This is a genomic window from Streptomyces sp. NPDC020965 (assembly GCF_044333555.1).
Classification (GTDB): Bacteria; Actinomycetota; Actinomycetes; order Streptomycetales; family Streptomycetaceae; genus Streptomyces.
On record NZ_JBIRRE010000003.1, the window covers coordinates 227,158 to 252,664 of the forward strand.

At 70.7% G+C, this 25,507-nt stretch carries 28 protein-coding genes; 3 read left to right on the plus strand and 25 right to left on the minus strand.

The window, feature by feature from the left end:
- Nucleotides 1-15 precede the first annotated feature (15 nt).
- Both ACH4S7_RS11465 and ACH4S7_RS11470 read left to right on the plus strand, forming a co-directional pair.
- Entirely contained in the window at nt 16-660 is a 645-nt protein-coding gene (locus ACH4S7_RS11465) for a type 1 glutamine amidotransferase family protein (RefSeq protein ID WP_398520913.1), read from the plus strand.
- Nucleotides 657-1,157, plus strand: coding sequence for a MarR family winged helix-turn-helix transcriptional regulator (locus ACH4S7_RS11470; RefSeq protein WP_398520914.1), 501 nt, complete (start codon nt 657-659; stop codon nt 1,155-1,157). Before ACH4S7_RS11465 ends, ACH4S7_RS11470 begins: the two co-directional genes overlap by 4 nt.
- 58 nt (nt 1,158-1,215) lie before the next feature.
- Here ACH4S7_RS11470 and ACH4S7_RS11475 read toward each other — a convergent pair whose 3' ends face one another.
- The 7 genes from ACH4S7_RS11475 to ACH4S7_RS11505 form a co-directional block, all read right to left on the minus strand.
- On the minus strand, nt 1,216-2,250 hold the full coding sequence (locus ACH4S7_RS11475) for a teichoic acid biosynthesis protein C (RefSeq protein WP_398520915.1): 1,035 nt from the start codon (nt 2,248-2,250) through the stop codon (nt 1,216-1,218).
- Between the two features lie 54 nt (nt 2,251-2,304).
- Nucleotides 2,305-3,393 (minus strand): teichoic acid biosynthesis protein C, encoded by a 1,089-nt coding sequence (locus tag ACH4S7_RS11480; RefSeq protein WP_398520916.1) that lies wholly within the window; start codon nt 3,391-3,393, stop codon nt 2,305-2,307.
- 125 nt (nt 3,394-3,518) lie between these two features.
- A complete protein-coding gene (locus ACH4S7_RS11485; protein WP_398520917.1) occupies nt 3,519-4,304 on the minus strand; it encodes a DJ-1/PfpI family protein in 786 nt (261 codons plus the stop codon).
- Nucleotides 4,288-5,304 carry a GlxA family transcriptional regulator gene (locus ACH4S7_RS11490; RefSeq protein WP_398520918.1) on the minus strand — a complete coding sequence of 339 codons (1,017 nt, stop codon included), beginning with the start codon at nt 5,302-5,304 and terminating at the stop codon, nt 4,288-4,290. Before ACH4S7_RS11490 ends, ACH4S7_RS11485 begins: the two co-directional genes overlap by 17 nt.
- A 140-nt stretch (nt 5,305-5,444) precedes the next feature.
- Nucleotides 5,445-5,846 carry an SSI family serine proteinase inhibitor gene (locus tag ACH4S7_RS11495; protein WP_398520919.1) on the minus strand — a complete coding sequence of 134 codons (402 nt, stop codon included), beginning with the start codon at nt 5,844-5,846 and terminating at the stop codon, nt 5,445-5,447.
- Between the two features lie 254 nt (nt 5,847-6,100).
- Nucleotides 6,101-6,670 (minus strand): RICIN domain-containing protein, encoded by a 570-nt coding sequence (locus ACH4S7_RS11500; protein WP_398520920.1) that lies wholly within the window; start codon nt 6,668-6,670, stop codon nt 6,101-6,103.
- A 596-nt stretch (nt 6,671-7,266) separates the two neighbouring features.
- Nucleotides 7,267-8,550: an adenylosuccinate synthase gene (locus ACH4S7_RS11505; RefSeq protein WP_398520921.1), complete on the minus strand. Its 1,284-nt coding sequence runs from the start codon at nt 8,548-8,550 to the stop codon at nt 7,267-7,269.
- A gap of 154 nt (nt 8,551-8,704) precedes the next feature.
- On the opposite strand from ACH4S7_RS11505, the gene ACH4S7_RS11510 reads away from it, so the two are divergent.
- Nucleotides 8,705-9,505 carry a diacylglycerol kinase gene (locus ACH4S7_RS11510; protein ID WP_398520922.1) on the plus strand — a complete coding sequence of 267 codons (801 nt, stop codon included), beginning with the start codon at nt 8,705-8,707 and terminating at the stop codon, nt 9,503-9,505.
- 100 nt (nt 9,506-9,605) lie between these two features.
- On the opposite strand, the gene ACH4S7_RS11515 is transcribed toward ACH4S7_RS11510, so the two are convergent.
- The 18 genes from ACH4S7_RS11515 to pyrE form a co-directional block, all read right to left on the minus strand.
- Nucleotides 9,606-10,049 carry a hypothetical protein gene (locus ACH4S7_RS11515; RefSeq protein ID WP_398520923.1) on the minus strand — a complete coding sequence of 148 codons (444 nt, stop codon included), beginning with the start codon at nt 10,047-10,049 and terminating at the stop codon, nt 9,606-9,608.
- Between the two features lie 26 nt (nt 10,050-10,075).
- The gene (locus ACH4S7_RS11520) at nt 10,076-10,483 is read right to left on the minus strand and encodes an ATP-binding protein (protein ID WP_398520924.1); all 408 of its coding nucleotides are present in this window, start codon (nt 10,481-10,483) and stop codon (nt 10,076-10,078) included.
- Nucleotides 10,484-10,746: 263 nt separating this feature from the next.
- Nucleotides 10,747-11,040, minus strand: a complete 294-nt coding sequence (locus ACH4S7_RS11525; protein WP_398520925.1) for a hypothetical protein — start codon at nt 11,038-11,040, stop codon at nt 10,747-10,749.
- Between the two features lie 20 nt (nt 11,041-11,060).
- A complete protein-coding gene (locus tag ACH4S7_RS11530; protein WP_398520926.1) occupies nt 11,061-11,477 on the minus strand; it encodes a hypothetical protein in 417 nt (138 codons plus the stop codon).
- On the minus strand, nt 11,443-11,667 hold the full coding sequence (locus ACH4S7_RS11535; RefSeq protein ID WP_398520927.1) for a hypothetical protein: 225 nt from the start codon (nt 11,665-11,667) through the stop codon (nt 11,443-11,445). Before ACH4S7_RS11535 ends, ACH4S7_RS11530 begins: the two co-directional genes overlap by 35 nt.
- A gap of 90 nt (nt 11,668-11,757) precedes the next feature.
- Nucleotides 11,758-12,963, minus strand: coding sequence for a cytochrome P450 (locus tag ACH4S7_RS11540; protein ID WP_398520928.1), 1,206 nt, complete (start codon nt 12,961-12,963; stop codon nt 11,758-11,760).
- Nucleotides 12,964-13,075: 112 nt separating this feature from the next.
- A complete protein-coding gene (locus tag ACH4S7_RS11545) occupies nt 13,076-13,735 on the minus strand; it encodes a response regulator (RefSeq protein ID WP_398520929.1) in 660 nt (219 codons plus the stop codon).
- On the minus strand, nt 13,732-15,096 hold the full coding sequence (locus tag ACH4S7_RS11550; RefSeq protein ID WP_398520930.1) for a sensor histidine kinase: 1,365 nt from the start codon (nt 15,094-15,096) through the stop codon (nt 13,732-13,734). Before ACH4S7_RS11550 ends, ACH4S7_RS11545 begins: the two co-directional genes overlap by 4 nt.
- Before the next feature lie 108 nt (nt 15,097-15,204).
- On the minus strand, nt 15,205-16,026 hold the full coding sequence (locus ACH4S7_RS11555) for an NAD(P)H-binding protein (RefSeq protein ID WP_398520931.1): 822 nt from the start codon (nt 16,024-16,026) through the stop codon (nt 15,205-15,207).
- 269 nt (nt 16,027-16,295) lie between these two features.
- Nucleotides 16,296-17,210 (minus strand): alpha/beta hydrolase family protein, encoded by a 915-nt coding sequence (locus ACH4S7_RS11560; protein ID WP_398520932.1) that lies wholly within the window; start codon nt 17,208-17,210, stop codon nt 16,296-16,298.
- Nucleotides 17,211-17,299: 89 nt separating this feature from the next.
- The gene (kynU, locus tag ACH4S7_RS11565; protein WP_398521356.1) at nt 17,300-18,538 is read right to left on the minus strand and encodes a kynureninase; all 1,239 of its coding nucleotides are present in this window, start codon (nt 18,536-18,538) and stop codon (nt 17,300-17,302) included.
- Nucleotides 18,539-18,572: 34 nt separating this feature from the next.
- Nucleotides 18,573-18,716, minus strand: a complete 144-nt coding sequence (locus ACH4S7_RS11570) for a hypothetical protein (RefSeq protein WP_398520933.1) — start codon at nt 18,714-18,716, stop codon at nt 18,573-18,575.
- A complete protein-coding gene (kynA, locus tag ACH4S7_RS11575; RefSeq protein WP_398520934.1) occupies nt 18,709-19,530 on the minus strand; it encodes a tryptophan 2,3-dioxygenase in 822 nt (273 codons plus the stop codon). The genes ACH4S7_RS11570 and kynA overlap by 8 nt, the downstream gene beginning before the upstream one ends.
- A gap of 160 nt (nt 19,531-19,690) precedes the next feature.
- Nucleotides 19,691-20,104, minus strand: a complete 414-nt coding sequence (locus tag ACH4S7_RS11580; RefSeq protein WP_398520935.1) for a DUF3151 domain-containing protein — start codon at nt 20,102-20,104, stop codon at nt 19,691-19,693.
- A 509-nt stretch (nt 20,105-20,613) separates the two neighbouring features.
- A complete protein-coding gene (locus tag ACH4S7_RS11585) occupies nt 20,614-22,104 on the minus strand; it encodes an MFS transporter (protein ID WP_398520936.1) in 1,491 nt (496 codons plus the stop codon).
- An 86-nt stretch (nt 22,105-22,190) separates the two neighbouring features.
- A complete protein-coding gene (locus tag ACH4S7_RS11590) occupies nt 22,191-23,360 on the minus strand; it encodes a MalY/PatB family protein (RefSeq protein ID WP_398520937.1) in 1,170 nt (389 codons plus the stop codon).
- Between the two features lie 116 nt (nt 23,361-23,476).
- Complete coding sequence (fbaA, locus tag ACH4S7_RS11595) at nt 23,477-24,499, minus strand: class II fructose-bisphosphate aldolase (protein WP_398520938.1); 1,023 nt, start codon at nt 24,497-24,499, stop codon at nt 23,477-23,479.
- 197 nt (nt 24,500-24,696) lie between these two features.
- A complete protein-coding gene (pyrE, locus tag ACH4S7_RS11600; RefSeq protein WP_398520939.1) occupies nt 24,697-25,245 on the minus strand; it encodes an orotate phosphoribosyltransferase in 549 nt (182 codons plus the stop codon).
- Nucleotides 25,246-25,507: the final 262 nt, after the last annotated feature.

A 25,507-nucleotide genomic window follows, 5' to 3' on the forward strand; every position in this document is an offset into this window, starting at 1 on the left:
CCCGAGGAGAACACCATGAGCGCCACCACGAACCCCACCTCCACCGGCTCCACCGTGGACCCCGCCCGTACCGTGCACCTCGCCGTCTACGACACCTTCGCCGACTGGGAGACCGGCCACACCACGGCCCACCTCACCCAGCACGGCTACACCGTCCGCACCGTCGGCCTCACCACCGAGCCCGTCACCACCATGGGCGGCCTCCGCGTCCAGCCGGATCTGGCGCTCGCCGAGCTGGACCCCGAGGACAGCGCCCTGTTGATCCTCACCGGCGCGAGCGCCTGGGACACCGGTGACGCTCTCGCCCCGTTCGCCGCCACCGCGCGCGCCTTCCTCGACGCCAAGACCCCCGTCGCCGCCATCTGCGGCGCCACGGCCGGACTGGCCCGCGAGGGGCTGCTCGACGACCGGGAGCACACGAGCGCCGTGTCGTTCTATCTCGCCGCCACGGGGTACCCCGGCGGCGACCACTACCGCGACGCCGACGCCGTCACCGACGGCGACCTGATCACGGCGGGCCCCACCGAGCCGGTCGCCTTCGCGCGGGAGGTCTTCGCCCGGCTCGGCGTGTACGAGGGTGAGCGGCTGGACGCCTGGTACCGGCTGTTCCACGACTCGGACCTCGCCGCCTACGCGATCCTCGAAGGCGACGCCTCATGACCCGGGACGACCATCGGGACGACAACCGGAACGCCACCCCGGATGGCCGGGTGGCGCAGGATCTGTTGAGCGCCACCGCGCTCGGGGTCTTCCGGCTGAACGGCCAGTACCTCGCACTGGCCGAGGAGTTGGCGAGGCCGGCCGGGCTGACGGCGGCCTGGTGGCAGGTGCTCGGAGCGGTACTGCGCACCCCGCTGCCCGTCGCCGGGATCGCCCGGGACATGGGGATCACCCGGCAGAGCGTGCAGCGGATCGCGGATCTGCTGGTGGAGCGCGGACTCGCGGCGTACGAACCGAACCCCGCGCACCGCCGCGCCAAACTCCTCCGCCCCACGGACGAGGGCCGATCCGCGATCGCACGGATCGGCCCCGGTCACGCGGAGCTGGCCGCCCGGCTCACCGATGCGCTCGGCCCGGAGGGCTTCGCGGAGACGGCGAGGGTGCTGGCGCGGCTGTCCACCGCGCTGGACTCCCTCCAGGAGGATCAGGGGAAGTGAGCCCTCCCGGAGGGGCCGGGCGCCGATCCGCCGGGGAGGCCGGGCGGACCGGCGTGGGTCAGCCCTGGACCAGGCTGTTCTTGATGTAGATCGTCACCGTGCGGGCGCCCTGCTCGCCGCAGGCGAAGCCCATGCCCAGGTCGAACACGTCGGGCGTCGCCGGGTTCGGGATCCGGATGGACAGCCCCTCCGGCTCCCGGAAGATCAGCGAGTGCCCCGCCTTGGTGTGGAACTTGGTGTCGATGTCCCCGGTCTTCAGGTTCACCGACACGAGGTGGGCGTTGCCCCCGCCGCCGGGCGGGTTGGTGTCGCTGTAGGAGGCCCCGAACAGCATGTAGAGATAGCTGCCGGCCACCGCGTACCCCTGGTACGGCGGGCGCGGGACGCCGACGAAGGGGTCCGGCTCCTGGATGTCGGCCACGTAGTCGTTCCAGATGCCCTGGCGCGCCTTGTCCAGGTCGTGCACCCGGTAGCGCATCTCCCCGTCGAGCTTGAAGCGGTGCACCAGTCGCCCGTACACGGGGTCGATGTTCACCGTGTTGTGGGTGCTGCCCGGCACCGGGGTGTGCTTCTGGAGCTGCGGGCTGGTGTTGGTCAGGGACTGCGCGTCGACGTACTTGAAGCGGCAGATGTTCTTGCCGCGCCCGCTCCACTTGTCGGTGGTGCCGGGGACCAGGTGGGGGATGTTGTCCACCTCGGTCCAGAGATAGGTGTCGGCGGTGTCCACGTCGACCTCGACGCCGATGCTCACCCCGTGCCCGAAGCCGGCCAGCAGCATGAAGCCGTCGTACTCGTACCCCGGTGTCGGCAGGGTGTCGTTCCATATCCACCGAGTGATGGTCAGATCGCCGTTCTTGTCCCGCTCGGCGCCGCCGTTGGTCAACTGGGCTATGAAGATCGCCTTGTTGAGGTTGTCGAACGCCAGGGACTGCATCACGGTCTGGTGGTGCGCGGGCTTGTACTTGACCAGCGGCGGGTCCACCGTGGTGCCCTCGACCCTGATCTTCTTGGTCGCGATGAGCCGGGCCGCGCCCGGCGCCGGGTAGATGATGCCGGCGGGCATCGCTGCGTTCGTCTCCGACAGGTCACTCATGTACTGCCACCCCCATGATCGCTTTCTGGCACACAGTCGTAGAAACGTTCCGGCTCAACCGGCGATCAGCTCGGGCTTGTGGTAGATCGACACGTTCCGCCCGGTGCCGGGACCGCCCGCGAAGCCCATGGCCACCCGGAAGACCTCCGGCTGGGTGATGTCGGGGACCTGGATGGCCAGCCCCTCCGGCTCCCGGTGCTCCAAGGTGAAGCCGGCCCGGGTGTGGGCGGTGTAGTCGACATCCCCGGTGGTCAGATTGACCGAGGTGATGTGGGTGTTGCCCTCTTCCGGCGGGGAGGTGCTTCCGGCCGGGCCGTAGGCGTTGCCGTGCAGCAGGTAGAGGTACCGGCCGACCGAGGCGTACCCCTGGAAGGCGGGCGTGCCGTACTTGGGCAGGAAGCTGACCGTCGGTTCCTCGACGTCCGCCAGATAGGCGTCCCAGACGCCCATCCGGGCCAGATCCAGATCGTGGACGCGGTAGCGCATCGCCCCGCCGAGGCTGAAGCGGTGGATCAGCCGCCCGTACACCGGGTCGATGTTCACCGAGTTGTGGGTGCTGCCCGGCACCGGGGTGTGCTTCTGGAGGTGACCGCTGGCGTTGCCCTGCGGTGCCGCCGTGTCCCGGAACTTGAAGCGGCAGATGTTCTTCCCGCGTCCGCTCCACCGGTCGGTCGCCGCGTCGAGGAGGTACGGGATGTTGTCGACCTCGGTCCACAGGTACGAGTCGGTGCCGACCGGCTCGACGCCGATGCTCACCCCGTGCCCGTAGCCCCGCAGGAACATCCGGCCGCCGAACTGGTAGGCCGGGGTGGCGAGGTTGGCGTTCCACTGCCACATGGTGATCGTCAGATCACCGTTCTTGTCGCGCAGCGCCCACGGCACCTTCGCCGGCTCGTGCTCGTCGAGCTTGAGGTCGTGCTCGATCACCTGGGCTATGAATATGCGCTTGTTGACGTTGTCGAACGCCAGGGACTGCATCACGGTCTTATGGAAGGCGGGCTTCTCACGGACGTACGCCTCGGACGTGGTGCCGTTGACCTTGATCTTCTTCGAGGGTACGAGCAGGGCCGCGCCGGGGGCGGGGTGGACGACTCCCAGAGGAGCCACCAGGGCTTCGGATGGGGCCGGTTGAGGGCTGTTCACGTACTGCCACCTCCGTGATCGTGCTTGGATCATTCATGATCATAATCACTCGAACACGGAAATCGAACAGGTAATTTCGCCACAGGATGTCCGACAATCGCCCCACCAAAAAAGGGGCGAACCACTCAGATCTGAGAGTCGGCCAGCAGTTGCAGAGCGAGTGTTTTCAGCCGGGGGTCCGCCGTCGCGGCGTCACCGGAGTCGAACGGCGGCCGGGGGTCGTACTCGACGGCCAACTGGATCGCCCGCGCCGTGGTCTCCCCCGCGATCAGCGACGCCAGATACAGCGACATATCGATCCCCGCCGAGACCCCCGCGGCCGTGATGATCTTCCCCGACCTGACGTACCGCTCCGGCACGTACGTCACATCGAACGTGGACTCCAGATAGGGCGCGGAGGCCCAGTAGGTCGTCGCCCGCCGCCCGTCCAGCAGCCCGGCCGCCGCGAGGATCAGGCTTCCGGTGCAGACCGAGGTCGTCCACCGGCTGTGGCGGTGGACAGCGCGGATCCAGGTCAGCAACGCCTGGTTGCCCATCGCGGCGACCGTGCCGCGATTGCCCGCGCCGGGGACGAGCAGCACATCGAGCCGGTCCACCTCGCCGATGGAGCGCTCCGCCATCACCCGTACGTCCCCGGTGTCCGTACGGACGGGTCCGCGCCGCTCGGCGATCATCACCACCTCCGCGCCGGGCAGCCGGGAGAGCACCTCGGCCGGCCCGGTCGGATCCAGCAGGCTGTAGCCGTCGTACAAGAGGATGCCGATCCGGGGCCCGGGGGGAAGAGGGGAGTCGGCGCGCGTGGCAGGGGTACCGGATTCGACGGCACCGGCCGGGGAAGCCCCCGCAGCGGTGACAGCGGTGACAGCGGTGGCGGCGGTTCCCCGGAGGAGTGTTCTACGTGTCGTCGTCATGACCGGGAGTCTGCTGCTCCGGAGCGGGGCGCGGCCGGGGCATGTCCGGCATCCGGCGAATCCTGTCCCCGCCGACGCCATAGTGGTCCAGCAGCGCCTGCCGCAGCGTCCCCGGCGACCGGAAACCGCAGCGGCGGGCGATGACCGCGAGCGGCAGATCGCTGGAGCGCGCCAACTGCGCCGCCGCCTCCGCGCGGGCCGCGCGGACGGCCCGCGCGGGCGTCGTCCCGAGGTGGGCGGCGAAGAGGCGGGTCAAGTGCCGGGTGCTCACCCCCGCCCGCGCCGCCAGCGCGCCCGGTGTCAGATCGCCCGCGAGATGGGCGGAGATATGGCCCGACAGATCGCGGACGAGCCGGTCCCCCGGGGGCGGCGCGGCCAGGAACAGGCTGATCTGGGCCTGGTCGGCGGGCCGGTGGAGGTAGGAGACGAGCTCTCGGGCCACCGCGCGGGCGAGCGTCGGCCCGTGGTCGTCCTCGATCAGGGAGAGCGTCAGGTCCAACGCGCTGGTGACACCGGCCGAGGTGTAGACGTCGCCGTCGCGTATGTAGAGCGGGCCCACATCGACGGCGACCTCGGGGTGGCGGGCGGCGAGCCGTTCGCCGTACCCCCAGTGGGTGGTCACCCGTCGGTGGTCCAGCAGCCCGGCCGCCGCGAGCACGTACGTACCGGTGCAGACGGACGCGATCCGGCGGCTGCGCCCGGCCAGTCTCCGCACCTGCGCCAGGAGCCGCCGATCGGCGGAGGCGGCGTCGGACCCGGCGCCGCCGACGACCATCAGGGTGTCCAGCCGCCCGGTCACCGCCTCCAGCCCGCGCCCGGCCCCGACCACGATCCCGGCCGAGGTCCGGATGGCACCCCGGCCGATGGTGCCCAGTTCGATGGCGTACGGCGGGGTCGCGCCGTACCGGTTGGCGATGTCCAGCGCGCCGCTGGGGCAGGCGATGTCGAGGATCTGCGCGTCGTCGTAGGCCACGATGAGTACGCGTCGGTGGGTGTCCATGGGCCGCTATGCCATCACGTGCCGACACTCCGGCCCGCACCAAGTCCCCTGGCCGGGAGGGTAGAAGCCCGCAAGTCTGTAGAAGCCCGGAAGTCTCCAGAGCCCGCGAAGACACAGAGGCTCAGAAGGTGTCAGAAGGCTCAGAAGTCGAAGATCGGGCCGGTCGCGGAGGCCATGGCGCAGTAGTTGCCGAACTTCTTGCTCCAGGCGATGGCCCGCCCCCGGTGTTCCCCGCGGGCGGTCACGGTGACCGGCGCGTACTCCAGGGTGCAGAGCCGGGGGTCGACGCGCAGCGCGTCCAGGTCCCCCTTGACCTGGTCCAGCGAGTAGCAGGCGTCGACGGCCCGGGGGTGCTGACCGCCGGGGGCCGGTTCGCAGAGGAGGTGGACGCCACGGATCCAGGTGTCGCTGTCACCGGAGACGGTGAGCAGCAGCCCGGCGGGGACGGCCGGGGCGGTCAGGCCGGGCGCGGTGGCGGCGGTCAGCCCCAGCAGCGTGACAGCGGTGACGACGGCCGAGCGGACGGCGGTACGGCTGCGCATGGGGCTACCTCGATCTCGCGGGGCAGGGGTGCGGCCGAGCGGCCGGGGAGACGGGCGTACGGGTCCAGGGTCAGCGCCCCCGGGGCCGACCGCGCGCCCGACACTCCGGCGGGGTCGCCCGTACGAGTGGCCCCCCGGCGCCAGGGCGCCCGTACGAGCGGCCGAGGGGGCGGTCCGCCCGCGCGGGGTGTGCACTCCCCCACGGCGGGCGAACCGCCCCCTCAGATCACTTCACCGTCACCGCGCGCGATCACTCAGCGGCTGGACGACTCCCAGACCGGCAGCCACACGTCGTTGGTCGCACCGTCGGTGGTGCAGCTGTACTGGATCAGCTGGCGGCCCTGGCCGACGCCGCCGGCGACGTTGAGGCACTTGGCGCTGGACCTGGCGACGATCTGGTAGCCGATGCCCTTGCGCACGAACCGCCACTGCTCATTGGCGGCCGAACCACAGGGCCACTGGATGATCTGGGCGCCGTTCTCGTTTCCGCCGCCCCGGACGTTGAGACACTTGCCGCTGTCGAGCGACTTGAAGCGGAAGTGACCGCCACCGGCCGCCTCGGGCTCCCAGCGCTCGTTGGCCGCGTTGGTGTAGCGCCACTGGATGATCGGGGCGCCGTTCTCGTTCGAGCCGCCCCGGACGTTGGCGACCTGGCTCGGATCGCTCGCCAGGCGCAGGGTCACCTGTTGGACGGTGATGGCACGCTCCGCGGAGCGTTCCTCCGTGGTGGCCGCGGCCGGGTTGAGCGTTCCCAGCGCCAACGCGGCTCCCGCCGTGACCGCCACGGCTCCCGCGCCCCAGATCCGTCGAGTCCCTGTACGCATGACTTCTCCCTCGTTCGCGCTGCCGCCCAGGGGCGTCAGCGACCAGTGCTGGTCGCTATACGTAGCCATGGGCTACGGCAGGTAGTCATGACCAAGCGCGCGAATACCGGACAATAACCAGAGATATCAGTGCGTACAGGTGTACTAGCGGAGAAGTCAGACCGTATGACCGTCACTCCCCGCTCCGTTGCCCCTGAGGCTCGGCGCGAGTGGAGTTACGGGGGGTAAGGGTGCGGCGGCCCCGTACGGGTGTTCCAGTCGGGCCCGGTACACGGATGGCCGGAACCCTTCGGATACGGGTCCCCCGGCGAGGGGATCCCGGTCCGCGCCGCACGCCCCGGCGTGGGCTCCGGGGCCAGGGGTTGGCCGGGATCCTGGCATTCCGCGCGGGCTCCGGGCGCCAGGCATTCCGCGCGGGCCCCGGGCGCCAGGCTCACCGCGCGGGCCCCGGCGTGAACGCGAAAGGTGCCGGGCGGGGGTCTTCCCCCCACCCGGCACCTCTCACGTCACGAGCCGCGCCCGGACCTCGGCCCAGGCGCCGGCACCGGCACCGGCCCCGGAACCGCAGCCCCGGTCCGGCGCCCGCACCCGCGCCCCTACAGGAACGAGTTGATCTCGATCGTCTCCGTACGGCCGGGACCGACACCGATCGCCGAGATCGGCGCGCCCGACATCTCCTCCAGCGCCTTCACATACGCCTGCGCGTTCTTCGGCAGGTCGTCGAAGGTCTTCGCCTTGGTGATGTCCTCGGACCAGCCCGGCAGCATCTCGTAGATCGGCTTCGCGTGGTGGAAGTCCGTCTGCGAGTAGGGCAGCTCCTCGACCCGCTTGCCGTCGATCTCGTACGCCACGCAGACCGGGATCTGCTCCCAGCCCGTCAGGACGTCGAGCTTGGTCAGGAAGAAGTCCGTCAGACCGTTGACCCGCGTCGCGTACCGCGCGATCACCGCGTCGAACCAGCCACAGCGGCGGTCCCGACCGGTGGTCACACCGCGCTCGCCACCGATGCGGCGCAGCGCCTCGCCGTCCGCGTCGAACAGCTCCGTCGGGAACGGTCCGGCGCCGACCCGGGTCGTGTACGCCTTGAGGATGCCGATGACCCGGGTGATCTTCGTCGGTCCCACGCCCGCGCCGGTGCAGGCGCCGCCGGCCGTCGGGTTCGAGGAGGTGACGAAGGGATACGTGCCGTGGTCGACGTCGAGCAGCGTGCCCTGGCCGCCCTCGAAGAGGACGACCTTGCCGTCGTCGATCGCGTTGTTCAGCAGCAGCGTGGTGTCCGCGACGAACGGCTTGAGCTGATCCGCGTACTGAAGCATCTCCTCCACGATCTTGCCCGCCTCGATCGCGCGGCGGTTGAAGACCTTGGCGAGGAGCTGGTTCTTGGACTCCAGCGCCGCCTCGACCTTCTGCTCCAGGATCGACTCGTCGTAGAGGTCCTGGACGCGGATGCCGATCCGGTTGATCTTGTCGGCGTAGGTCGGGCCGATGCCCCGGCCCGTCGTACCGATCTTCCGCGATCCGAGGAACCGTTCCGTCACCTTGTCGACCGTGACGTTGTACGGAGTGATCAGGTGAGCGTTACCGCTGATCAGAAGCTTGGACGTGTCCACGCCCCGGTCATTCAGCCCGCTCAGCTCGGAGAGCAGGACGGCCGGGTCCACGACGACACCGTTGCCGATGACCGGAGTACATCCCGGCGACAGGATTCCGGAAGGGAGGAGATGCAGCGCATACTTCTGGTCGCCCACGACGACCGTGTGGCCGGCGTTGTTGCCACCCTGGTAGCGCACCACATAGTCCACTGATCCACCGAGCAGGTCGGTGGCCTTTCCCTTGCCCTCGTCACCCCACTGAGCACCGAGCAGCACAAGTGCGGGCACAGGCGTACACCCCTTCCGGGCGGGGCATGTCCAACGTCAGGGGGTGTGAGCCGTGCCTGAGTCCGCTGGACCGGTTGCCCCGGAATAGACGAAGCCCCTGGCGCAATAGCGCAAGGGGCTCTTGCACAAAGATGCTACCCGAGGAAGGACCGAGGTGTCGGCTCACGACCAGCTGCTGGTGGTCATCGACCCGGTCGCCCGCCGAAGTGACGGCGAGTCCGTTCGGATCGCGAAGGATGTTCTGTGCGGTGGCTCGGAGGCGAAAATCTGTCTTCCGGACGGACCTGAGGATTTCGCGCGGGCCCTGGCCCGCAGGGGCACACGGCGCCCCGTGGTGGTGGGAGACGACCGGGCACTCCTGCGGGCGGTGTCGCTGCTGCACCGTGACCGATGGCTGGGGGACGGCGCGCTGTCGCTCGTACCGGTCGGTTCGGCGGTCCGGGTGGCGCACTCACTGGGGGTGCCCCGGGACGCGGTGGCGGCGGCGCGGGCCGTGCTGGACGGGGCCGTGCGGCGGCTGGATCTGCTGGTGGACGAGAGCGACGGCGTGGTGATCGGGGATCTGACCGTCCCGGCCGTGGTGGTCCCGGCGCGGACGACGGCGACCCGCTGGGCCTGGGAGGGCTGCCGCGCGCTGGTACGGGGACTGGTGCGGCCGGCTCCGCCACCGGTGATCAGGTTGCACCGGCTGCGGGTGGAGGCGGACGGGGTGGTGCTCGCCGATCTGGACCAGGAGGTGGTGTCGGTCTCGGTCCGTGCGGTCGGCGGGCGGGCGGAGGTCACGGTCACCCCGGCCGGGGAGGCCCATCCGGTGACGGCGAAGGCGCTGACGGTGACGGTCTCGGGCCCGGACTTCCGCTACCGGGCGGACACACAGATCACCGGGCCGGTGCGGACGCGGACCTGGACGCTGCGGGCGGGGGCGTGGGGGCTGACCCTGCCGACGGTGGTCTGAGCCCGGCCCGCCCGGAGCGCGGGGGGGCGCGTGGCGTACGGGCTGCGGCACGGGCCTCGCGGGCCCGCGCCGCAGGAGACGCCGGAATGGAACGGACCGGCTACGGACCGTGCGCACCGGTCCCGGCGGTGAGCCGGTCGGCCTCGGGGTCGGCACACGAGAAGCTGTGGGCACCGGGATGCCCGAAGAAGAGCGTGCAGGCGTCATTGAGCCCCCCGGGCCGTCCGTTGTGGGCGTCACAGTCGGGGAGCGTGGCCACGGACTCCGGGGGCCGTCCGGTCTCCCACTGGGTCCAGACCTCGCCCAGATCGGTGTCGTCGAGTTCGCGGACGAAGTCGTAGTGCGGACCGTCGGCGTGCCGCTCCAGACAGCAGCGGAGCCGGGTGGCGACGTCGAGCGGATGGGCCTGCCCACCCGGAATGATCTCCAGCGCGACGAGGAGCAGTTGCAGGGGCAGCACGGCGGTCGCCCCGCAGACGAGCGGGCCGCCGGCACCGCCGCTTAACCCGTGGTCGGACGGCCGGTCCTGATTGAGCTGATTCATCGAACTCCTTCGGAAAGCGGTCGGCATCACTCACCACCCGCGATGGCGAGCAGACACCAGGTACGGGCGCCGTCGGGTGTGACCCCCCACGCGTCCGCGAGTACCCCGACCAATCGCAGACCGCGCCCGCCCTCGTCATAGCGGCCGGCCTCACGCGGACAGGGCACCTGCGCACCACCGCCGCTGATGACCTCGATACCGACGTACGTGCCAGTACGCCAGAGCCGTACACCGACGACCTCGGCCCGCCCGTACTGAAGCCCGTTGGTGACCAGCTCCGAGATCAGCAGATCCGGAAGGAAGCGGTTCGGGGGCTGAAGGACCTCTCCGGGCCCACGTCTGCCCGCATCGAACTGGGCGAACTCAACTTCCGGCGTGATAAGGGAAATCCGCGAGCCCTGCTGAAGCGATCCTGAACCCGGGTGAATTACCACCTCGTGTTCGGACCGATAACGCCCGGGGAGCGGTATCCACGTCGGACAAGCCCCGAGAGATCGAGCAATTCACTCGCCGCTTCGACGCGATGGCAGGCGTGGCGCTTGAGGCCGAAGGAACCATCGCTTTCCTGGAAGAACTGACCAGAAGGCAGCAGAGCCATCACCACTCACGCCCCTGCCACCGAAGAAACGATGCGTAGTGTTCCTCCCCGTACCAACCGGGGAGGAACACTACGCATCAGCATTCCCGGACGCCGCCGCTAGTCGGGCCACGGCACCACGGACGCAGTCGCCATGCCGTTGTGGTCGAAGGAGCACGGGTTCAGTTCGACGGTGCGGATGGCGACGCCCGGGACATCTTCGAAGCGGGCGAGGGCTTGCGTGATCGCGTCCATAAGACTGTCGGCTTCGAAGTAGCACACGAACTGGGAGTAGTTCGGCCCTGTCTCCAAACCCACGAAGCCGTCCGCGAAGCTGTCGAGCGTGTCCATGAAGTCGGACTGCTCCGGTGTGAGCGGCTCCTGCCGGTTCATGAGGAGGTGCCAGCTAGGCACGGCATCCAAGGCGCCCTGCATCAGCGTGCCAGCCCCTCGCGGGTGAAACCGCCCGGTGGCGGAGTACGAACCTCGGGGGTTTTACGGGCAACGACCGGTGACACCGGGGGGCGTCGGTCGGACAGGGGGACGACCGCGGCCGTCGCCATGCCGTTGTAATCGAGGGAGTACTCGCTCAGCTCGACGTTGCTGATGAGGACGCCGGGGAAGTGATCGAAGCGAGTGAGCGCAGCCATGATGGCTTCGGTGAGACTCGGCGCATCCATGTAGCAGGTGAACATGGAGTACACCCCGGGGCGTTGTTCCAGACAGACATCCCCATCGGCGAAGGCTTCGAGTCCCGCTAGGGTGTTTTCCTGCTCGGGCGTGAGTGGATCTTGTGTGTGCAGAATGAAGTGCCAGTTACGTACAGCCGTGGTGCTTGTGGCTGAACTCATCGATTCTCCTCGCCGCTGTCCCCACGTCCCTGGGAGGGCAATACACAGTCACACTGTCATTGCACGGACAACAGATGACATAGCCCCAGTGGTGCCTGTTCTTGTCGTGCTTCACCTTAAGACCGCGCGCCTCCGCCCGCTTGAGTGCCGCCTCTACGTCCTTCTTCTGGTGCCGGTCCCCGATTCCCATGCTCGTACGACTACTACCGCCTCCCGCGAGGCGAAAGCGGCCGGCGCGCACTTCACCCCATCGGGCGATGGACCGGTCATCAGTCCTTGACTACAGCTCCACGGGCAACTCGTGCACGCCCCGGATCACATAGCCCGGCTTCCACTCCGGCTCCCCCGCCAGCCGCATCGTCGGGGCCTCGCGGAGGAGTTCACCGAAGGAGGCCGCCAGTTCGATGCGGGCGAGCGGGGCGCCGAGGCAGAAGTGGATGCCGGCGCCGAAGGTGAGGTGGGGGTTGTCGGCGCGGGAGAGGTCGAGGGTGTTCGGGTCGGTGAAGCGGGCCGGGTCGCGGTTGGCGGAGCCGAAGAGGAGGGCCAGTTCGGCGCCGCGCGGGATGACGGTGCCGCCGATCTCGATATCGTCCAGCACCCAGCGCTCGAACATCTGGAGCGGGGTGTCGTAGCGCATCAACTCCTCCACGGCCGTCGGCAGCAGGGAGTGGTCGGCGCGCAGCTCCGCGAGCTGGTCGGGGTGGCGGAAGAGGGTCCACCAGCCGTTGGCGGTGGTGTTGACCGTCGCCTCGTGGCCGGCGTTCAGCAGCAGCACACAGGTGGAGATCATCTCCTGCTCGCTGAGCCGGTCGTCGGCGTCGTGCGCGGCGATCAGGGCCGAGATCAGGTCGTCGCCGGGCTCGGTGCGCCGTTCGCGGATCAGCTCGCGCAGATAGGCGGAGAACTCGCGTGAGGCGCGTACCGCGTTCTCGGCGGTCTCTTCGGAGGGGTTCAGTTCGAACATCCCGACGATGTCGGCGGACCAGGGCCGCAGCAGGCCCCGGTCCGCCTCCGGGATGCCGAGCATTTCGGCGATCACCGCGACCGGCAGCGGTTCTGCGACATCGGCGAGCAGATCGCCACCGCCCTGTTTCCGCAGCTCCGCGACGAGGTCGGCGGCCATGCGCCGGACGGTCGGCTCCAGCGCGGCGACGGTCCGGGGGGTGAACGCCTTGGTGATCAGGCGCCGGATCCGGGTGTGGTCCGGGGCCTCCAGATCGAGGATGCCGTTGTCGTTGAGCGTGTGGAACGGCTCGTGCGCGGCGGGCGGCGGGGTGCGGCCGAACTCCTCGTGGGTGAAGCGGTGGAGATAGGTCCGCCCGAGGCGGCGGTCCCGCAGCAGCGCGGAGACGTCCTCGTAGTGCGGTACGAGCCACTGCCGGGTCGGTTCGAACCAGTGCACCCGCCCGTCGGCCCGCAGCCGCTCGTACGCGGGATACGGATCGGCGACGAAGGCGGGCGACCATGGCTCGAAAAGTGCGTTCATATGCGGACGCTAACGCCCGCCGCCAGGTGTGGCCAGAGCTGCCGGAACGGCGCTATCCACTTGTGACCAGCCCGGACCGGGGCCCGCAGCTGACCACCCGCACTGATCGGGGCTAAGCGGGGGTGACCAGCCGCGCCTCGTACGCGAAGACCGCCGCCTGGGTGCGGTCCCGCAGGCCCAGCTTCACCAGCACCCGGCTCACATGGGTCTTGATCGTGGACTCGGCCACCACCAGATGGGAGGCGATCTCGGCGTTCGAGAGGCCCTGCGCGATGAGGACCAGTACCTCGGTCTCGCGGTCGGTCAACTCGGTGACCTGGGCGAGCGGGGCCGTCCTCGGCCCCTGGTCGAGCTTGGAGAACTCCGTGATCAGCCGGCGCGTCACGGTCGGGGCGAGCAGGGCCTCCCCCGCCGCCACCACCCGTACGCCTTCCGCGAGCTGCCGCGCGGACGCGTCCTTGAGCAGGAAGCCGGACGCCCCCGCCCGGAGTGCCTGGTAGACGTACTCGTCCAGGTCGAAGGTGGTCAGGACCAGCACCTTCGCCGTGGTCTGGGAGGCGACGATCTCCCGGGTGGCGTCGATGCCGTTCAGCTCGGGCATCCGGATGTCCATCAGCACCACGTCCGGCGCCAGCTCCGCGACCCGGGTGATGGCCTCGCGGCCGTTCACCGCCTCGCCGACGACCTCGATGTCCGGCATCGCGTTCAGCAGGACCGAGAAGCCCTCGCGGACCATGATCTGGTCGTCGACGATGAGTACGCGGATGGTCATGACTGCTCCTTGGTGGCAGCGGGGGCGTCGGCCGGCGCGGCCTCTGCCGGCGCGACGGGGATGAAGGCGGTGACCGCGTAGCCCCCGTCGTCCGTGGGTTCGGCGGTCATCTCACCGCTGAGCATGGAAACACGCTCCCGCATGCCGGTGATCCCGTGTCCGGCGCCCGGCGACGGCTTCACCAGCCCCTGGGGGGCGGTGTTCACGATCCGCAGCCCGAGCCCGCCGAGCACATACGAGACCTCGACCTTCGCCGATGATCCGGGGGCGTGCCGCAGCGCGTTGCTGAGGGCCTCCTGAATGATCCGGTACGCCGACAGTTCGACGCCAGGGGGGAGCGGGCGGACGGCGCCGGTGACGGTCTCCGTCACGGTCAGACCCGCCTCCCGGACGTTGCCGAGGAGGTTGCCGAGGTCGGCGAGGACCGGCTGGGGCGCGTCGGGGGCCTGGTAGTCCTCCGCCCGTACGACTCCGAGGATGCGGCGCAGCTCGGTCAGGGCCGCCACCGCGTTCTCGCGGATCGTGGCGAAGGCGGCCTCCAGCTCGGGCGGCGGGTTCTCCACCCGGTAGGGCGCGGCCTCGGCCTGGATCGCGACGACGGACATGTGGTGGGCGACCACGTCGTGCAGTTCGCGGGCGATGGTGGTGCGCTCTTCCAGCAGGGTGCGCCGGCCGCGTTCGACGGCGGTGACGCTCTGCTGGACGGCGACCTCCTGTTCGGCGTCGCGGCGGACGTGGAACAGCGTCACCAGCAGGAGCAGCACGGCGCCGATGACGAACAGCGGGCCCACGCCGGCCGGGTAGAAGCCCCCGAAGAACACGAACGAGGTGAAGAACCCGTACGCCCCGGTCAGGACCCACATCCAGACGCCGGTGCGCGGGCGGGTGCGCAGCGCCACGACGACCATCACGGCCATGTGCGCCAGCACTCCGCTGGGCGGCCAGACCATGTCCCAGTGGTCGGAGAGCACCGTGAGGACGGGGGCGGAACCGAGCGAGAGCCAGAAGGCGCCGACCGGCCTGATCAGCGTCATCAGCAGAACGCCGGCCGAGACCAGGCCCAGGAGGAGTCCGCTGTCGCCCCCCAGGGTGAAGAACGCCGTGTTGATCACCAGCAGCGCCACGAAGGTGACGGCGGCGTGCGGGAGCCAGGCGGCGCCCTCCCGTATCCGGCCGGGGAGACGCCGGAGCAGCGGGCCGTCCGTGGCCATCGGGGGCAGCGGGCGGTAGGCGAAGGCATCGTGGAAGAGGTCCTGGCGGAGACCCCGGATGGAGTCGGCCGCCAGGCGGTATTCGGGGCTGTGGGTCTTCTCGGTCACGTGGAGAACGGTATGCGGGCGGACGGACGCGGTCGTCAGCATCGTTATGGATCCTGCCGCGTCCGTCCTGAGGACTACCCCCGGGCCTCGGGAACGATCAGCGCCCCGACCTGCGGGCCTGCCAGCCCGGGGAGAAACGGGCCGCCCCGCTCAGGCGCGGAACGCGTCCGCGTGCTCCTCGGCCCACTCGGCGAAGGTCCGCGCCGGGCGCCCGGTGACCTTCGCCACGGTGTCGATGACGGTACGGCCGGCCTCCGGGGTGTTCCCGTAGACGTCGATCAGGAACTCGATCACGTCCTCCGGCTGCCCGGCCGCCCGCCACTCCGCCACGGCCTCCTCCGGGGACAGCTCCACCAGCCGGATCGGGCGGCTGCGCGCGGTCGCGAGGGTCTCCGTCTTGTCCTTGATGGTCAGCGCCTGCGGGCCGGTGATCAGATATTCCTGGCCGCCGTGACCGTCCTCGGAGAGGGCGACCGCCGCGACGGCGCCGATGTCCGCCTCGTGGATCATGGCGCTCACCCGGTCCACGAACGGCGCGCGCACCTCGTCCTCCGTACGGACGCGCTCCGCCCACTCCAGGGCGTTGGACATGAACTCCACGGGCATCACGACGGTCCAGACGAAGTCGCTCGCGCGGACGGCGTCCTCCAGCGGGCTGGCGCCGCCGCCGTGCAGCACGGTGACCCTGCGTACGCCGGCCTCGCGAGCCAGCTCCAGGATGCGGGGCCCGGTCTCCAGCGGGGTGAAGTAGGGGCCGCCGAAGGTGAGCAGGTGGAGGCCGGTGACGCCGTCAAGGGCGGGGCGGAGGGAGTCGGGGTCGGTCAGGTCGCCCCGTACGACATCGACATCGGCGGGGAGGTTCGCGCTGGCGGGGTCACGGGTCAGGGCGCGGACGGAGTGGCCGCGGGCCAGCAGCTCCCGGACGATCTGGCGGCCGACGGTTCCGGTGGCTCCGGTGATGAGGTAGGTCATGGGAAGAACGTAGAACGGCTTGCGGTCAGCTTCTGTCCGCAAGCTGATCCTTTGGCGAAGCCGTCGTGTGGCCGGGAGCTGCCAGGGGTGCCGGGCGTGCATGGGCAGCTCCCGGACGACCGTCACCGGGCGGCCCCGGGCCCGGGCGGCGTGACCGGCCGTCGCAGACCGAGCGGGCGTGCCCGGCCGTCGGCGCGGCGAGCCGGGCGATCACCAGGCGAGCTGGGCGACTACCGGGCGAGCTGAGCGATCACCGGGCGACCTGGCGACTACCAGGCGAGCTGGGCGATCTCCTCCGCCACCACCGCGCAGGCGTCCGCGGCCGGGTCGATGAGCGGGAAGTGGCCGACCTCCTCCAGCAGCGTCAGCCCGACCGTCTCCCCCGCCTTCGCCGCCGCGTCCACGAAGGACTCGGCCACGGCGAACGGCACGGTGAGGTCGTCGCGCCCCTGCACGACCGCGGTGGCGATCCCGGTGGGCAGCAGGACGGCCGGATCGGCGTGCGCGGCCCTCGCCTCGAACTCCGCGTCCGTACCGCCGCCGAGCAGTTGGCGGACCGCGCCGTCGCACACATCGAGTTCGACGGCGCGCGCGAAGTCCGCGATCGGGGCGAGCGCGATCACGCCCCGCAGCGGCGGCGGTGCCGACAGCCGCCACGGCGAGCCCACCGGCAGCACATGCCGGGCGGCGGCCCAGAGCGCGAGCTGTCCACCGGCCGAGTGGCCGGCCAGTACGGTGCGCCGGACATCGACGCACGGCAGCGCCCGCCGTACGAGACCGGGCAGCGCGTCCAGCGCGGCGGCCACATCGTCGAAGGTCTCCGGCCAGCGGCCGGCCACCGGACCGGCACCGCCCTGACCCGGCAGCCCCCGCCCGCGCCGGTACTCCACATTGGCGACGGCCAGACCGCGGCGGGCCAGGAAGTCCGCGAACGGGGTCACATGGCGGCGGTCGTACGCCGCCCGCCACGCCCCGCCGTGCAGCAGCACGACGAGCGGCACGGTCTCGCGCGGACTCCCGTCCCCCGGCACCTTCTCGGGAACGCCTCCGGGACCCCTGGGGGCGTAGAAGTCCACGACCTGATCGGGGTGCTCGCCGTACGCGAGGGACACATCCGGATCCACGGCGGGATGCGAGAAGGCCGACTCGGTCTCGGCGCTGTCACGGGCGACGGGGTCCGGCATGTGCGGTGCCAACCTTCCCAGGGAGTCACGGAATTGACCTGACCAGCGGGGACGCTACCAGTCCCCCGCTGGTCCGGTTCAGTCGCGCGTCACACCGGAGTGATCTCCGCCAGCACCTCGGCGAGGGTGGCCGCCGCGCGCTCGGCGTCGGCGAACCCCACGTACAGCGGAGTGAAGCCGAAACGCAGCACGTCCGGCCTGCGAAGATCGCCCACCACACCGCGCGCGACCAGCTCCTTCATCACGGCCGGCGCCTCCGCGCAGCGCAGCGCGATCTGGCTGCCGCGCTCCGCGTGGGCGACCGGGGTGGTCGAGGTGAGCCGGGAATCCGGGCCGTCGAGACCGCCCGGGACGTACGCCGCGACGCACTCCAGGAAGAAGTCGGTCAGGGCGAGGCTCTTCGCCCGTACGGAGTCGATGGAGACACCGTCCCAGACCTCAAGGGCCGCCTCCAGGGCGAGCGTGGAGAGGATCTCGGGCGTCCCCACCCGCCCCCGGGTCGCGCCGTCGGCGGGCGCGTAGGCGTGGTCCATCGCGAACGGGTCGGCGTGCGAGTGCCAGCCCGGCAGCGGGGAGTCGAAGGCGGCCTGATGGCGCTCGGCGACGTACAGATACGCGGGTGAACCGGGGCCGCCGTTCAGATACTTGTAGGTGCAGCCGACCGCGAGGTCGACTCCGTGCGCGTCCAGGCCCACCGGCAGCGCGCCCGCGCTGTGGCAGAGGTCCCAGACGGCGACCGCGCCGGCCGCGTGGACGTCGGCGGTCAGGGAGGGCAGATCGTGCAGCCGGCCGGTGCGGTAGTCCACATGGTTGAGGAGGACCACGGCGGTGTCCGGACCGAGTGCGGAGGACAGTTCGGCGGGGGCGACCGGGACGATCCGCCGCCCGGTCATCCGGGCCGCCGACTCGGCGATGTAGCCGTCGGTGGGGAAGGTGGACGCGTCCACCACGATGTCCGTACGGTCGGGTCGCAGCCGGGCGGCGGCCACCACGGCCTTGAAGACGTTCACGCTGGTGGAGTCACCGACGACGATCTGCCCCGGGGCGGCGCCGACCAGCGGCGCGATACGGTCGCCGATCCGCTCCGGCGCGGTCCACCAGCCGCTCTCGTCCCAGGAACGGATGCGCAGCTCGCCCCACTGCCGGGTGACGATATCGGCGACCCGGGCGGGGACATGGGCCGGGAGGGCGCCCAGCGAGTTCCCGTCGAGATAGACGCCGTCGTCGAGGGCGAAGAGGGCGCGTGCCCCGCGCAGGCCGTCGGCCGCGTCCAGGGCGGCGGCGCGGGTGCGCAGCGGGCGGGGGCCGGTGTCCCTGCCCCCGGCCATGATCCCCCGGTCGTCGGTCGTGATCCTCCGGTCGTCAGGCATGGTTGTGCTCCCCCGGTCCTCGGTCGTTGGTCGCGCGCACGTCGGGCATGGTCGTGGTCGCGCGCACGTCCGGCATGGTCGTGGTCGCGCGCACGTCGGGCATGGTCGTGGTCGCGCGGCGCTCGGACTCAGACATGACTGCGCGCCGTCCACAGCTCCGGGAAGACGTTCTTACGGGCCCGCTTCTCCAGCCAGGCCACACCCGCCGAACCACCCGTGCCCGTCTTCGACCCCATTGCGCGGCGCGTCGCCACCAGATGGTCGTTGCGCCAGCGCCAGACGAGTTCCCCGACGTCGGTCAACGCCTCGCCGAGCCGGACGAGTTCGGCGTTCTGGTCCTGGTCCTGGTAGATCGACGCCCACACCGCCTCCACGGCCGGGCTCGGCTCGTGACGCTGCGACAGATCGCGGTCGAGCACCTCCTGGGGCACGGGCAGCCCGCGTCGGGCGAGGAGTCGCAGCACCTCGTCGTACACGCTCGGCTCGTGCAACGCCTTCTCCAACTCCGCGTACACGCGCGTCGCGCCCCGGTGCGGGACGAGCATCGAAGCCGACTTCTCGCCGAGCAGGAACTCCATCCGGCGGTACATCGCCGACTGGAAACCCGAACCCTCGCCGAGGGCGGCGCGATAGGAGTTGAACTGGGCGGGAGTGAGCTGCGCCAACGGCCGCCAGGAGGCATTGAGCGCCTCCAGCTCGCGTACGGAACGCTTCAGCGCGTCCATCGCGACGGGTACCCGGTCCTCGCGCAGGGCACGGGACGCGGTCTCCCACTCATGGACGATGACGGTGAACCACAACTCCATGACCTGGGTCGTGACCAGGAAGACCATCTCGCCGGGATCGTCCGACAGGGGGTGTTGCAGATGAGTCAGCACATCCGCCTGGACGTAGTCCTCGTACGGTGTGGTGCCCGCGAAATCGAGATGCGGGGTGGCGTCCTGTGACATCGCTGTCTCCTCGACGTCTCCGGGTAGCGGTCCGCCCCTTCCTGTCTGGATGCGGGAGCCCCGGTCCCCACCGGCATCATAGGCCGAGGCCCGCGCCCCCTCCACGCGACAGCGGCGCGATGGCGGGCACGGGCCTCGAAAGCCGCGGAGGCGCCCCTGGTCAGCCCAGGGTGTTCGCGGCGGTCTCGGACGAATCCCGCAGGAAGCCGGCGCACCGCTCGTACTCGGCCTGCTCGCCGATGGACTGCGCGGCTCGGGCGAGCGCGTGCAGGGCCCGCAGGAAGCCGCGGTTGGGCTCGTGCTCCCAGGGGACGGGGCCGTGGCCCTTCCAACCGCTGCGGCGGAGGGCGTCGAGACCGCGGTGGTAGCCGGTACGGGCGTAGGCGTACGACTCCACGACGCTGCCGCGCTCCCAGGCGTCGTCGGCGAGGCGGGCCCAGGCCAGGGAGGAGGTCGGATACTTCGCCGCGACATCGGCGGGCGAGGCCCCGGACGCGAGCAGCTCGCGCGGCTCGGGGTCGTCGGGGAGGTGGGTGGGGGGCGGTCCCCCGAGGAGGTTCTCATGGATGGACATGCCCCCAGTCTCCCAGGTACGGATCGGGCCCGGGCCCCCCGGCGGTGCGGGTGGCCCGGCCCTGATGCGGTGCCCCCTCCGGAGTCCGACTCCCAGGGCTGGAGGGTCGTCCTCAAACGCCGGACGGTCTGAAATTCCCGGCCCCCCGAGCCGAAGCGTCCGCCCTCAATCGCCGGGCAGGCTGAATTTCCAGCCCCCCAGTTGGGATGTCCGCCCTCAAAAGCCGGGCAAGCAAATTCCAGCCTCGCCGGCGATTGAGGCGCGGGGCACGGGGCAGCGCCCCGCAAGGAGCCGAGACTCGCAGGAGACCGGGCAACGGGCAGCCGCCTCCGGCCGAGGGGCCCGTACATCTCAAGCCGCTACGAGTAAGGGTCCGCCCTCAAAAGCCGGGCAAGCAAATTCCAGCCTCGCCGGCGATTGAGGCGCGGGGCACGGGGCAGCGCCCCGCAAGGGGCCGAGGCTCGCGGGAGACCGGGCGACGGGCGGGCGGCTCCGGGCGAGGGGCCGAGTCAAGGAGGGCCGGGCGACAAGGCAGGAGGCTTCGGGTCGGCGGGGGTGACCGATTCGAGAGGGGGCGCGCCCACGCCGCAGTTCAGGCGGCACTCCGGGCGCGGCCCGCCCGACACCCCCCGCCGCACCCCCACCGCGGCGATCAGCGCCCCCAGCACCAGCACCCCCGCACACATCGGCATCGCCCGTCGGAAGGTCTCGCCGAACTCCTGGGCCGAGCGGTACGCCTCCGGGCCCATGCCCGCCAGGAGGGGCAGCGCGGCCACCGCCAGCAGGCCGGCCGCGCGGGCCGCCGCGTTGTTGATCCCGCTGGCGATGCCCGCGCGGGCGGTCTCGACGGAGGCCAGGACCGTCGCGGTCAGGGGCGCGACCAGGGTGACCATCCCGAGGCCCATCACGACGAGCGCGGGCAGCACATCGGCCACGTACGAGGGGTTCTCCCCGACCCGGAGCATCAGCAGCATCCCCGCCGCACAGAGCAGCGGTCCGACCGTCAGGGGAATCCTCGGCCCGATGCGCTGGGCCAGTTCGCCGGACTTGGCGGAGAAGAGCAGCATCAGGACCGTCGTCGGCAACAGGGCGAGCCCGGCACCGAGCGCGGAGTAGCCGGAGACGACCTGGAGCTGGAGCGCGGCGAGGAAGAAGAAGCCGCCGAAGGCCGCGTAGACACAGAGCGTGACCACGTTCACGACGGTGAACAGCCGGGACCGGAAGATCGACAGCGGCAGCATCGGTTCGGGCCGGTGCCGTTCGACGAGGACGAAGACGACACCGACGACGACACCGGCCGCCCCCGCCCACCAGAGGGGCGCGATCAGCCCGTACGTCACCAGGGTCAGCGCCGCCGCGCCGAGCACCGCGCCGAGGATGTCGAAGTGCGCGTGGTGCGCCCGGGGGTCCCGGGATTCGGGTACGTGCCGCAGCGCGACCGGCACGCAGAGCGCGGCGAGCGGCACATTGATCAGGAACACCCAGCGCCAGCCGGGCCCGTCCACCAGCCAGCCGCCGACGAACGGCCCGATCGCCGCGCCGACGCCGCCGAGCCCGGACCAGAGGCCGACCGCGCGCGCCCGGTCGTCGGGGTGGAAGCTGGCCTGGATGAGGGCGAGGGAGCCGGGGGTGAGGAGGGCGCCGCCGATGCCCTGGATCGCGCGGGAGGCCACGAGGATCACATCGTTCGGCGCGATACCGCAGAGCAGGGAGCCGAGGGCGAACCAGATGACCCCGATGACGAAGATCCGCCGTCGCCCGTAGCGGTCGCCGAGCGCGCCGCCCAGCAGGATCAGCCCGGCCAGCGCGAGCATGTAGGCGTTGACGGTCCACTGGAGGACGGCCATATCGGCGTTGAGGTCCTCGCCGATGCGCGGCAGGGCGACATTGACGACGGTCGAGTCCAGCAGCGCCATGCTGGAGCCGAGCACGGTCGCGAGGATGACCCACCGGCCGGTGGGGGTGGACAGCCTGATCTCTCCGGGAGGGACGTCAGCCATATCCGGAATCATCGCAGCGGGAGCCGCGCACGACGACCCGAGCGACATGACGCACCCGCGGCAGACACACGCGGCACGCCCCCGCGTCACCGCACGCGCAACCGCTCCAGCGCCCGTACCAGCGCGTCCACCCCCCGCTCCGCCTTGGCGCGCGGGCATCCCACATTGAGCCGTACGAACCCCTCGCACCCGTAGGTCGTCCCCGGCATGATCGCGACCCGTTCGCGGTCGATCAGCTCCCGCTGCAAGGCGTCGTCGCCGACGCCGAGGGGCCGCAGATCGATCCAGGCGAGGTACCCGGCCCCCGGTGGCCGCCACCCGATCTCCGGGAAGGCGGCGGTGAGCCGCTCCTCGACCAGGCGCAGGTTCCCGGTGACATAGGTGTCCAGCGCGTCGAGCCAGGCCGCCCCCTCCCGGTACGCGGCGATATGCGCCGTCAGGGAGAGCACGGCGGGCGAGGCGAGCCCCTCCCCGGTCTCCATCCGGCGCACGAAGGCCGCGTGGTCGTCGGGGTCGCCGATGATCCCGTACGACCCGCTCAGCGCGGGAAAGTTGAACGCCTTGGTCGCGGAGGTGATCAGCGCCCATCGCCCCAAGCCGAATCGGGTCCACGGCAGATGCCGCCGCCCCTCGGCGACGAAGTCCCGGTGGACGAAGTCGGCATGGATCTCGTCGCTGACGACGGCGACCCCGTACGACTCGGCCAGCCGGGCGGTCTCGGTCAGCTCGGCCTCCGTCCACACCCGGCCGGTGGGGTTGTGGGGCGAGCAGAGCACGAGGACCCGGCTGTCGGGCCGGGCGAGCTGGGCCTCCAGCGCGGCCGGGTCCCCGACGGGCACCCCGCGCAGCTCCCGCCCGAGCCCGGTTATCGCCTTGCGGAAGCCGTCGTACGTCGGGGTGTGCACGACCACACCGTCCCCCGGCTCGCTCCACATCCGCAGCAACTGGGAGAGCTGGCTGAGCACGGAGGGCGCGTAGACGAGATGGTCGGTGTCGATCCCGGTGTCGTACCGGCTGCGGAACCAGTGCCGCACGGCGGACCGGAAGTCGTCCTGCCGCCAGTCCGTGTAGCCGAAGACACCGTGGTCGACACGGCGCCGCAGCGCCGCGAGCACCTCGGGCGGCGAGGTGAAGTCCATATCGGAGATGGTGAACGGGAGCAGCCCGGCCACCCCGAAGCGGTCGGCGACCCCGTCCCACTGGACGCTCCAGGTGCCGCGCCGGTCGACCGGCGCATCGAAGTCGTACGTCGTCACAGCGGTGGGCCCTTTCCACGGCACAGGTCGGGCCCGGCACCCCCAGTAGTGGGGGCACCGGGCCCGGAACCCGATACGGATGCGTCGGCGGAGGTCTCCCCTCGCCGGGCGACGAACTACTTCAGCTTCGTGCCGGTGGAGCGCAGCGCGCCACACGCCTCGGTGACACGGGTGGCCATACCGGCCTCCGCGAGCTTGCCCCAGGTCCGGGGGTCGTACGTCTTCTTCGAGCCGACCTCGCCGTCGATCTTCAGCACACCGTCGTAGTTGCTGAGCATGTGGCCGACGACGGGACGCGTGAAGGCGTACTGCGTGTCCGTGTCGAGGTTCATCTTCACGACGCCGTTCTCCAGCGCGGTGCTGATCTCTTCGGCCGTGGAGCCGGAGCCACCGTGGAAGACGAAGTCGAACGGGGACGACTTGCCGTACTTCTCACTGACGCCCTGCTGGAGGTCCTTCAGCAGCTCGGGGCGGAGGACGACATTGCCCGGCTTGTAGACGCCGTGGACATTGCCGAAGGAGGCGGCGAGCAGGTAGCGACCCTTCTCACCCAGGCCGAGCGCCTCGGCGGTGCGGAGGGCGTCGTCGACGGTGGTGTAGAGCTCGTCGTTGATCTCGTGCGTGACACCGTCCTCCTCGCCACCGGTCGGGGTGATCTCGACCTCAAGGATGATCTTGGCGGCGGCGGCCTGCGCCAGCAGCTCCTGACCGATGGACAGGTTGTCGGCGAGGGTCTCGGCCGAGCCATCCCACATGTGGGACTGGAACAGCGGGTTACGGCCCTGGGCGACGCGCTCCGCCGAGACGGCGATCAGCGGACGGACGTAGCTGTCCAGCTTGTCCTTGGGGCAGTGGTCCGTGTGCAGCGCGACGGTGACGTCGTACTTGGAGGCCACGATGTGGGCGAACTCGGCGAGCGCGACGGCACCGGTCACCATGTCCTTGCTGTACTGGCCACCCAGGAACTCCGCACCACCGGTGGAGATCTGGATGATGCCGTCGCTCTCGGCCTCCGCGAAACCGCGCAGCGCGGCGTGCAGGGTCTGGGAAGAGGTCACATTGATGGCCGGGTAGGCGAACTTGCCTGCCTTCGCCCGGTCGAGCATCTCGTTGTAGACCTCGGGGGTTGCGATGGGCATCTGTCCGCTCCTTGTGATGTGCGGTTTGCGATATGTGCTGGCCCTGACCTTGGGGCGACGTCATCGTCGGGGCCTATCTTTCCAGACTCGCGACAGGACTCCACCCCGCCTGGTGCACGGCCGTTCAGCGGAGCGCGGCCGTTTCACGTGAAACAGCCGCGTTCTTTGAATTTCCGCAGGTCAGAGCCGGCGCATACTCAGGACAGGCCCAGCTCGTCCAGCGAATAGGCATACAAATAGGGCACTCCTGCGGTACCGCTGATCTTCTCGCCGGCGCCGGTCGCCCGGTCCACGATGGTCGCGACGGCGACGACCTCGCCGCCGGCCTCGCGGACAGCCTCGACGGCGGTGAGCGGCGAACCACCGGTGGTGGAGGTGTCCTCCACCACCAGGCAGCGGCGGCCCGTGATGTCCGGACCCTCGACCCGGCGCTGCATTCCGTGCGCCTTGGCGGCCTTCCGTACGACGAAGGCGTCCACCCGGCGACCGCGCGCGGCGGAGGCGTGCAGGATCGAGGTCGCCACGGGGTCGGCGCCGAGCGTAAGACCGCCCACGCAGTCGAACTCCAGGTCGGCGGTCAGATCGGACATGACCTGACCGACGAGCGGCGCGGCCGTGCCGTCGAGCGTGATCCGGCGAAGGTCGACGTAGTAGTCGGCCTCAAGCCCTGAGGAGAGGGTCACCTTGCCGTGGACCACGGCCTTGTCCTTGATCTGCTGGAGCAGCTCAGCACGTGCATCAGTCATGCCCCTGAGCTTAAAGCCTCACTTTCGGCCACTCAGGACCGGCGACCGCGGATCACCTGCCCCTGCCCCTGGCCATGCCCCCCCGGCCACTGCCCCAGCCGCTGCCCTGGCCCCCGGGCCGGCGAGCCCAATCCGGATGCCGGGGGGGCCGGCGACTCCGGTCGGCGCCCCCCGGACCGGCGATCCGGGTCGGCGTGCTTAGGTCGGCGTGCCCCGGACCGGCGACCCGGGTCGGCGTGCTCAGGTCGGCGTGCCCGGATCT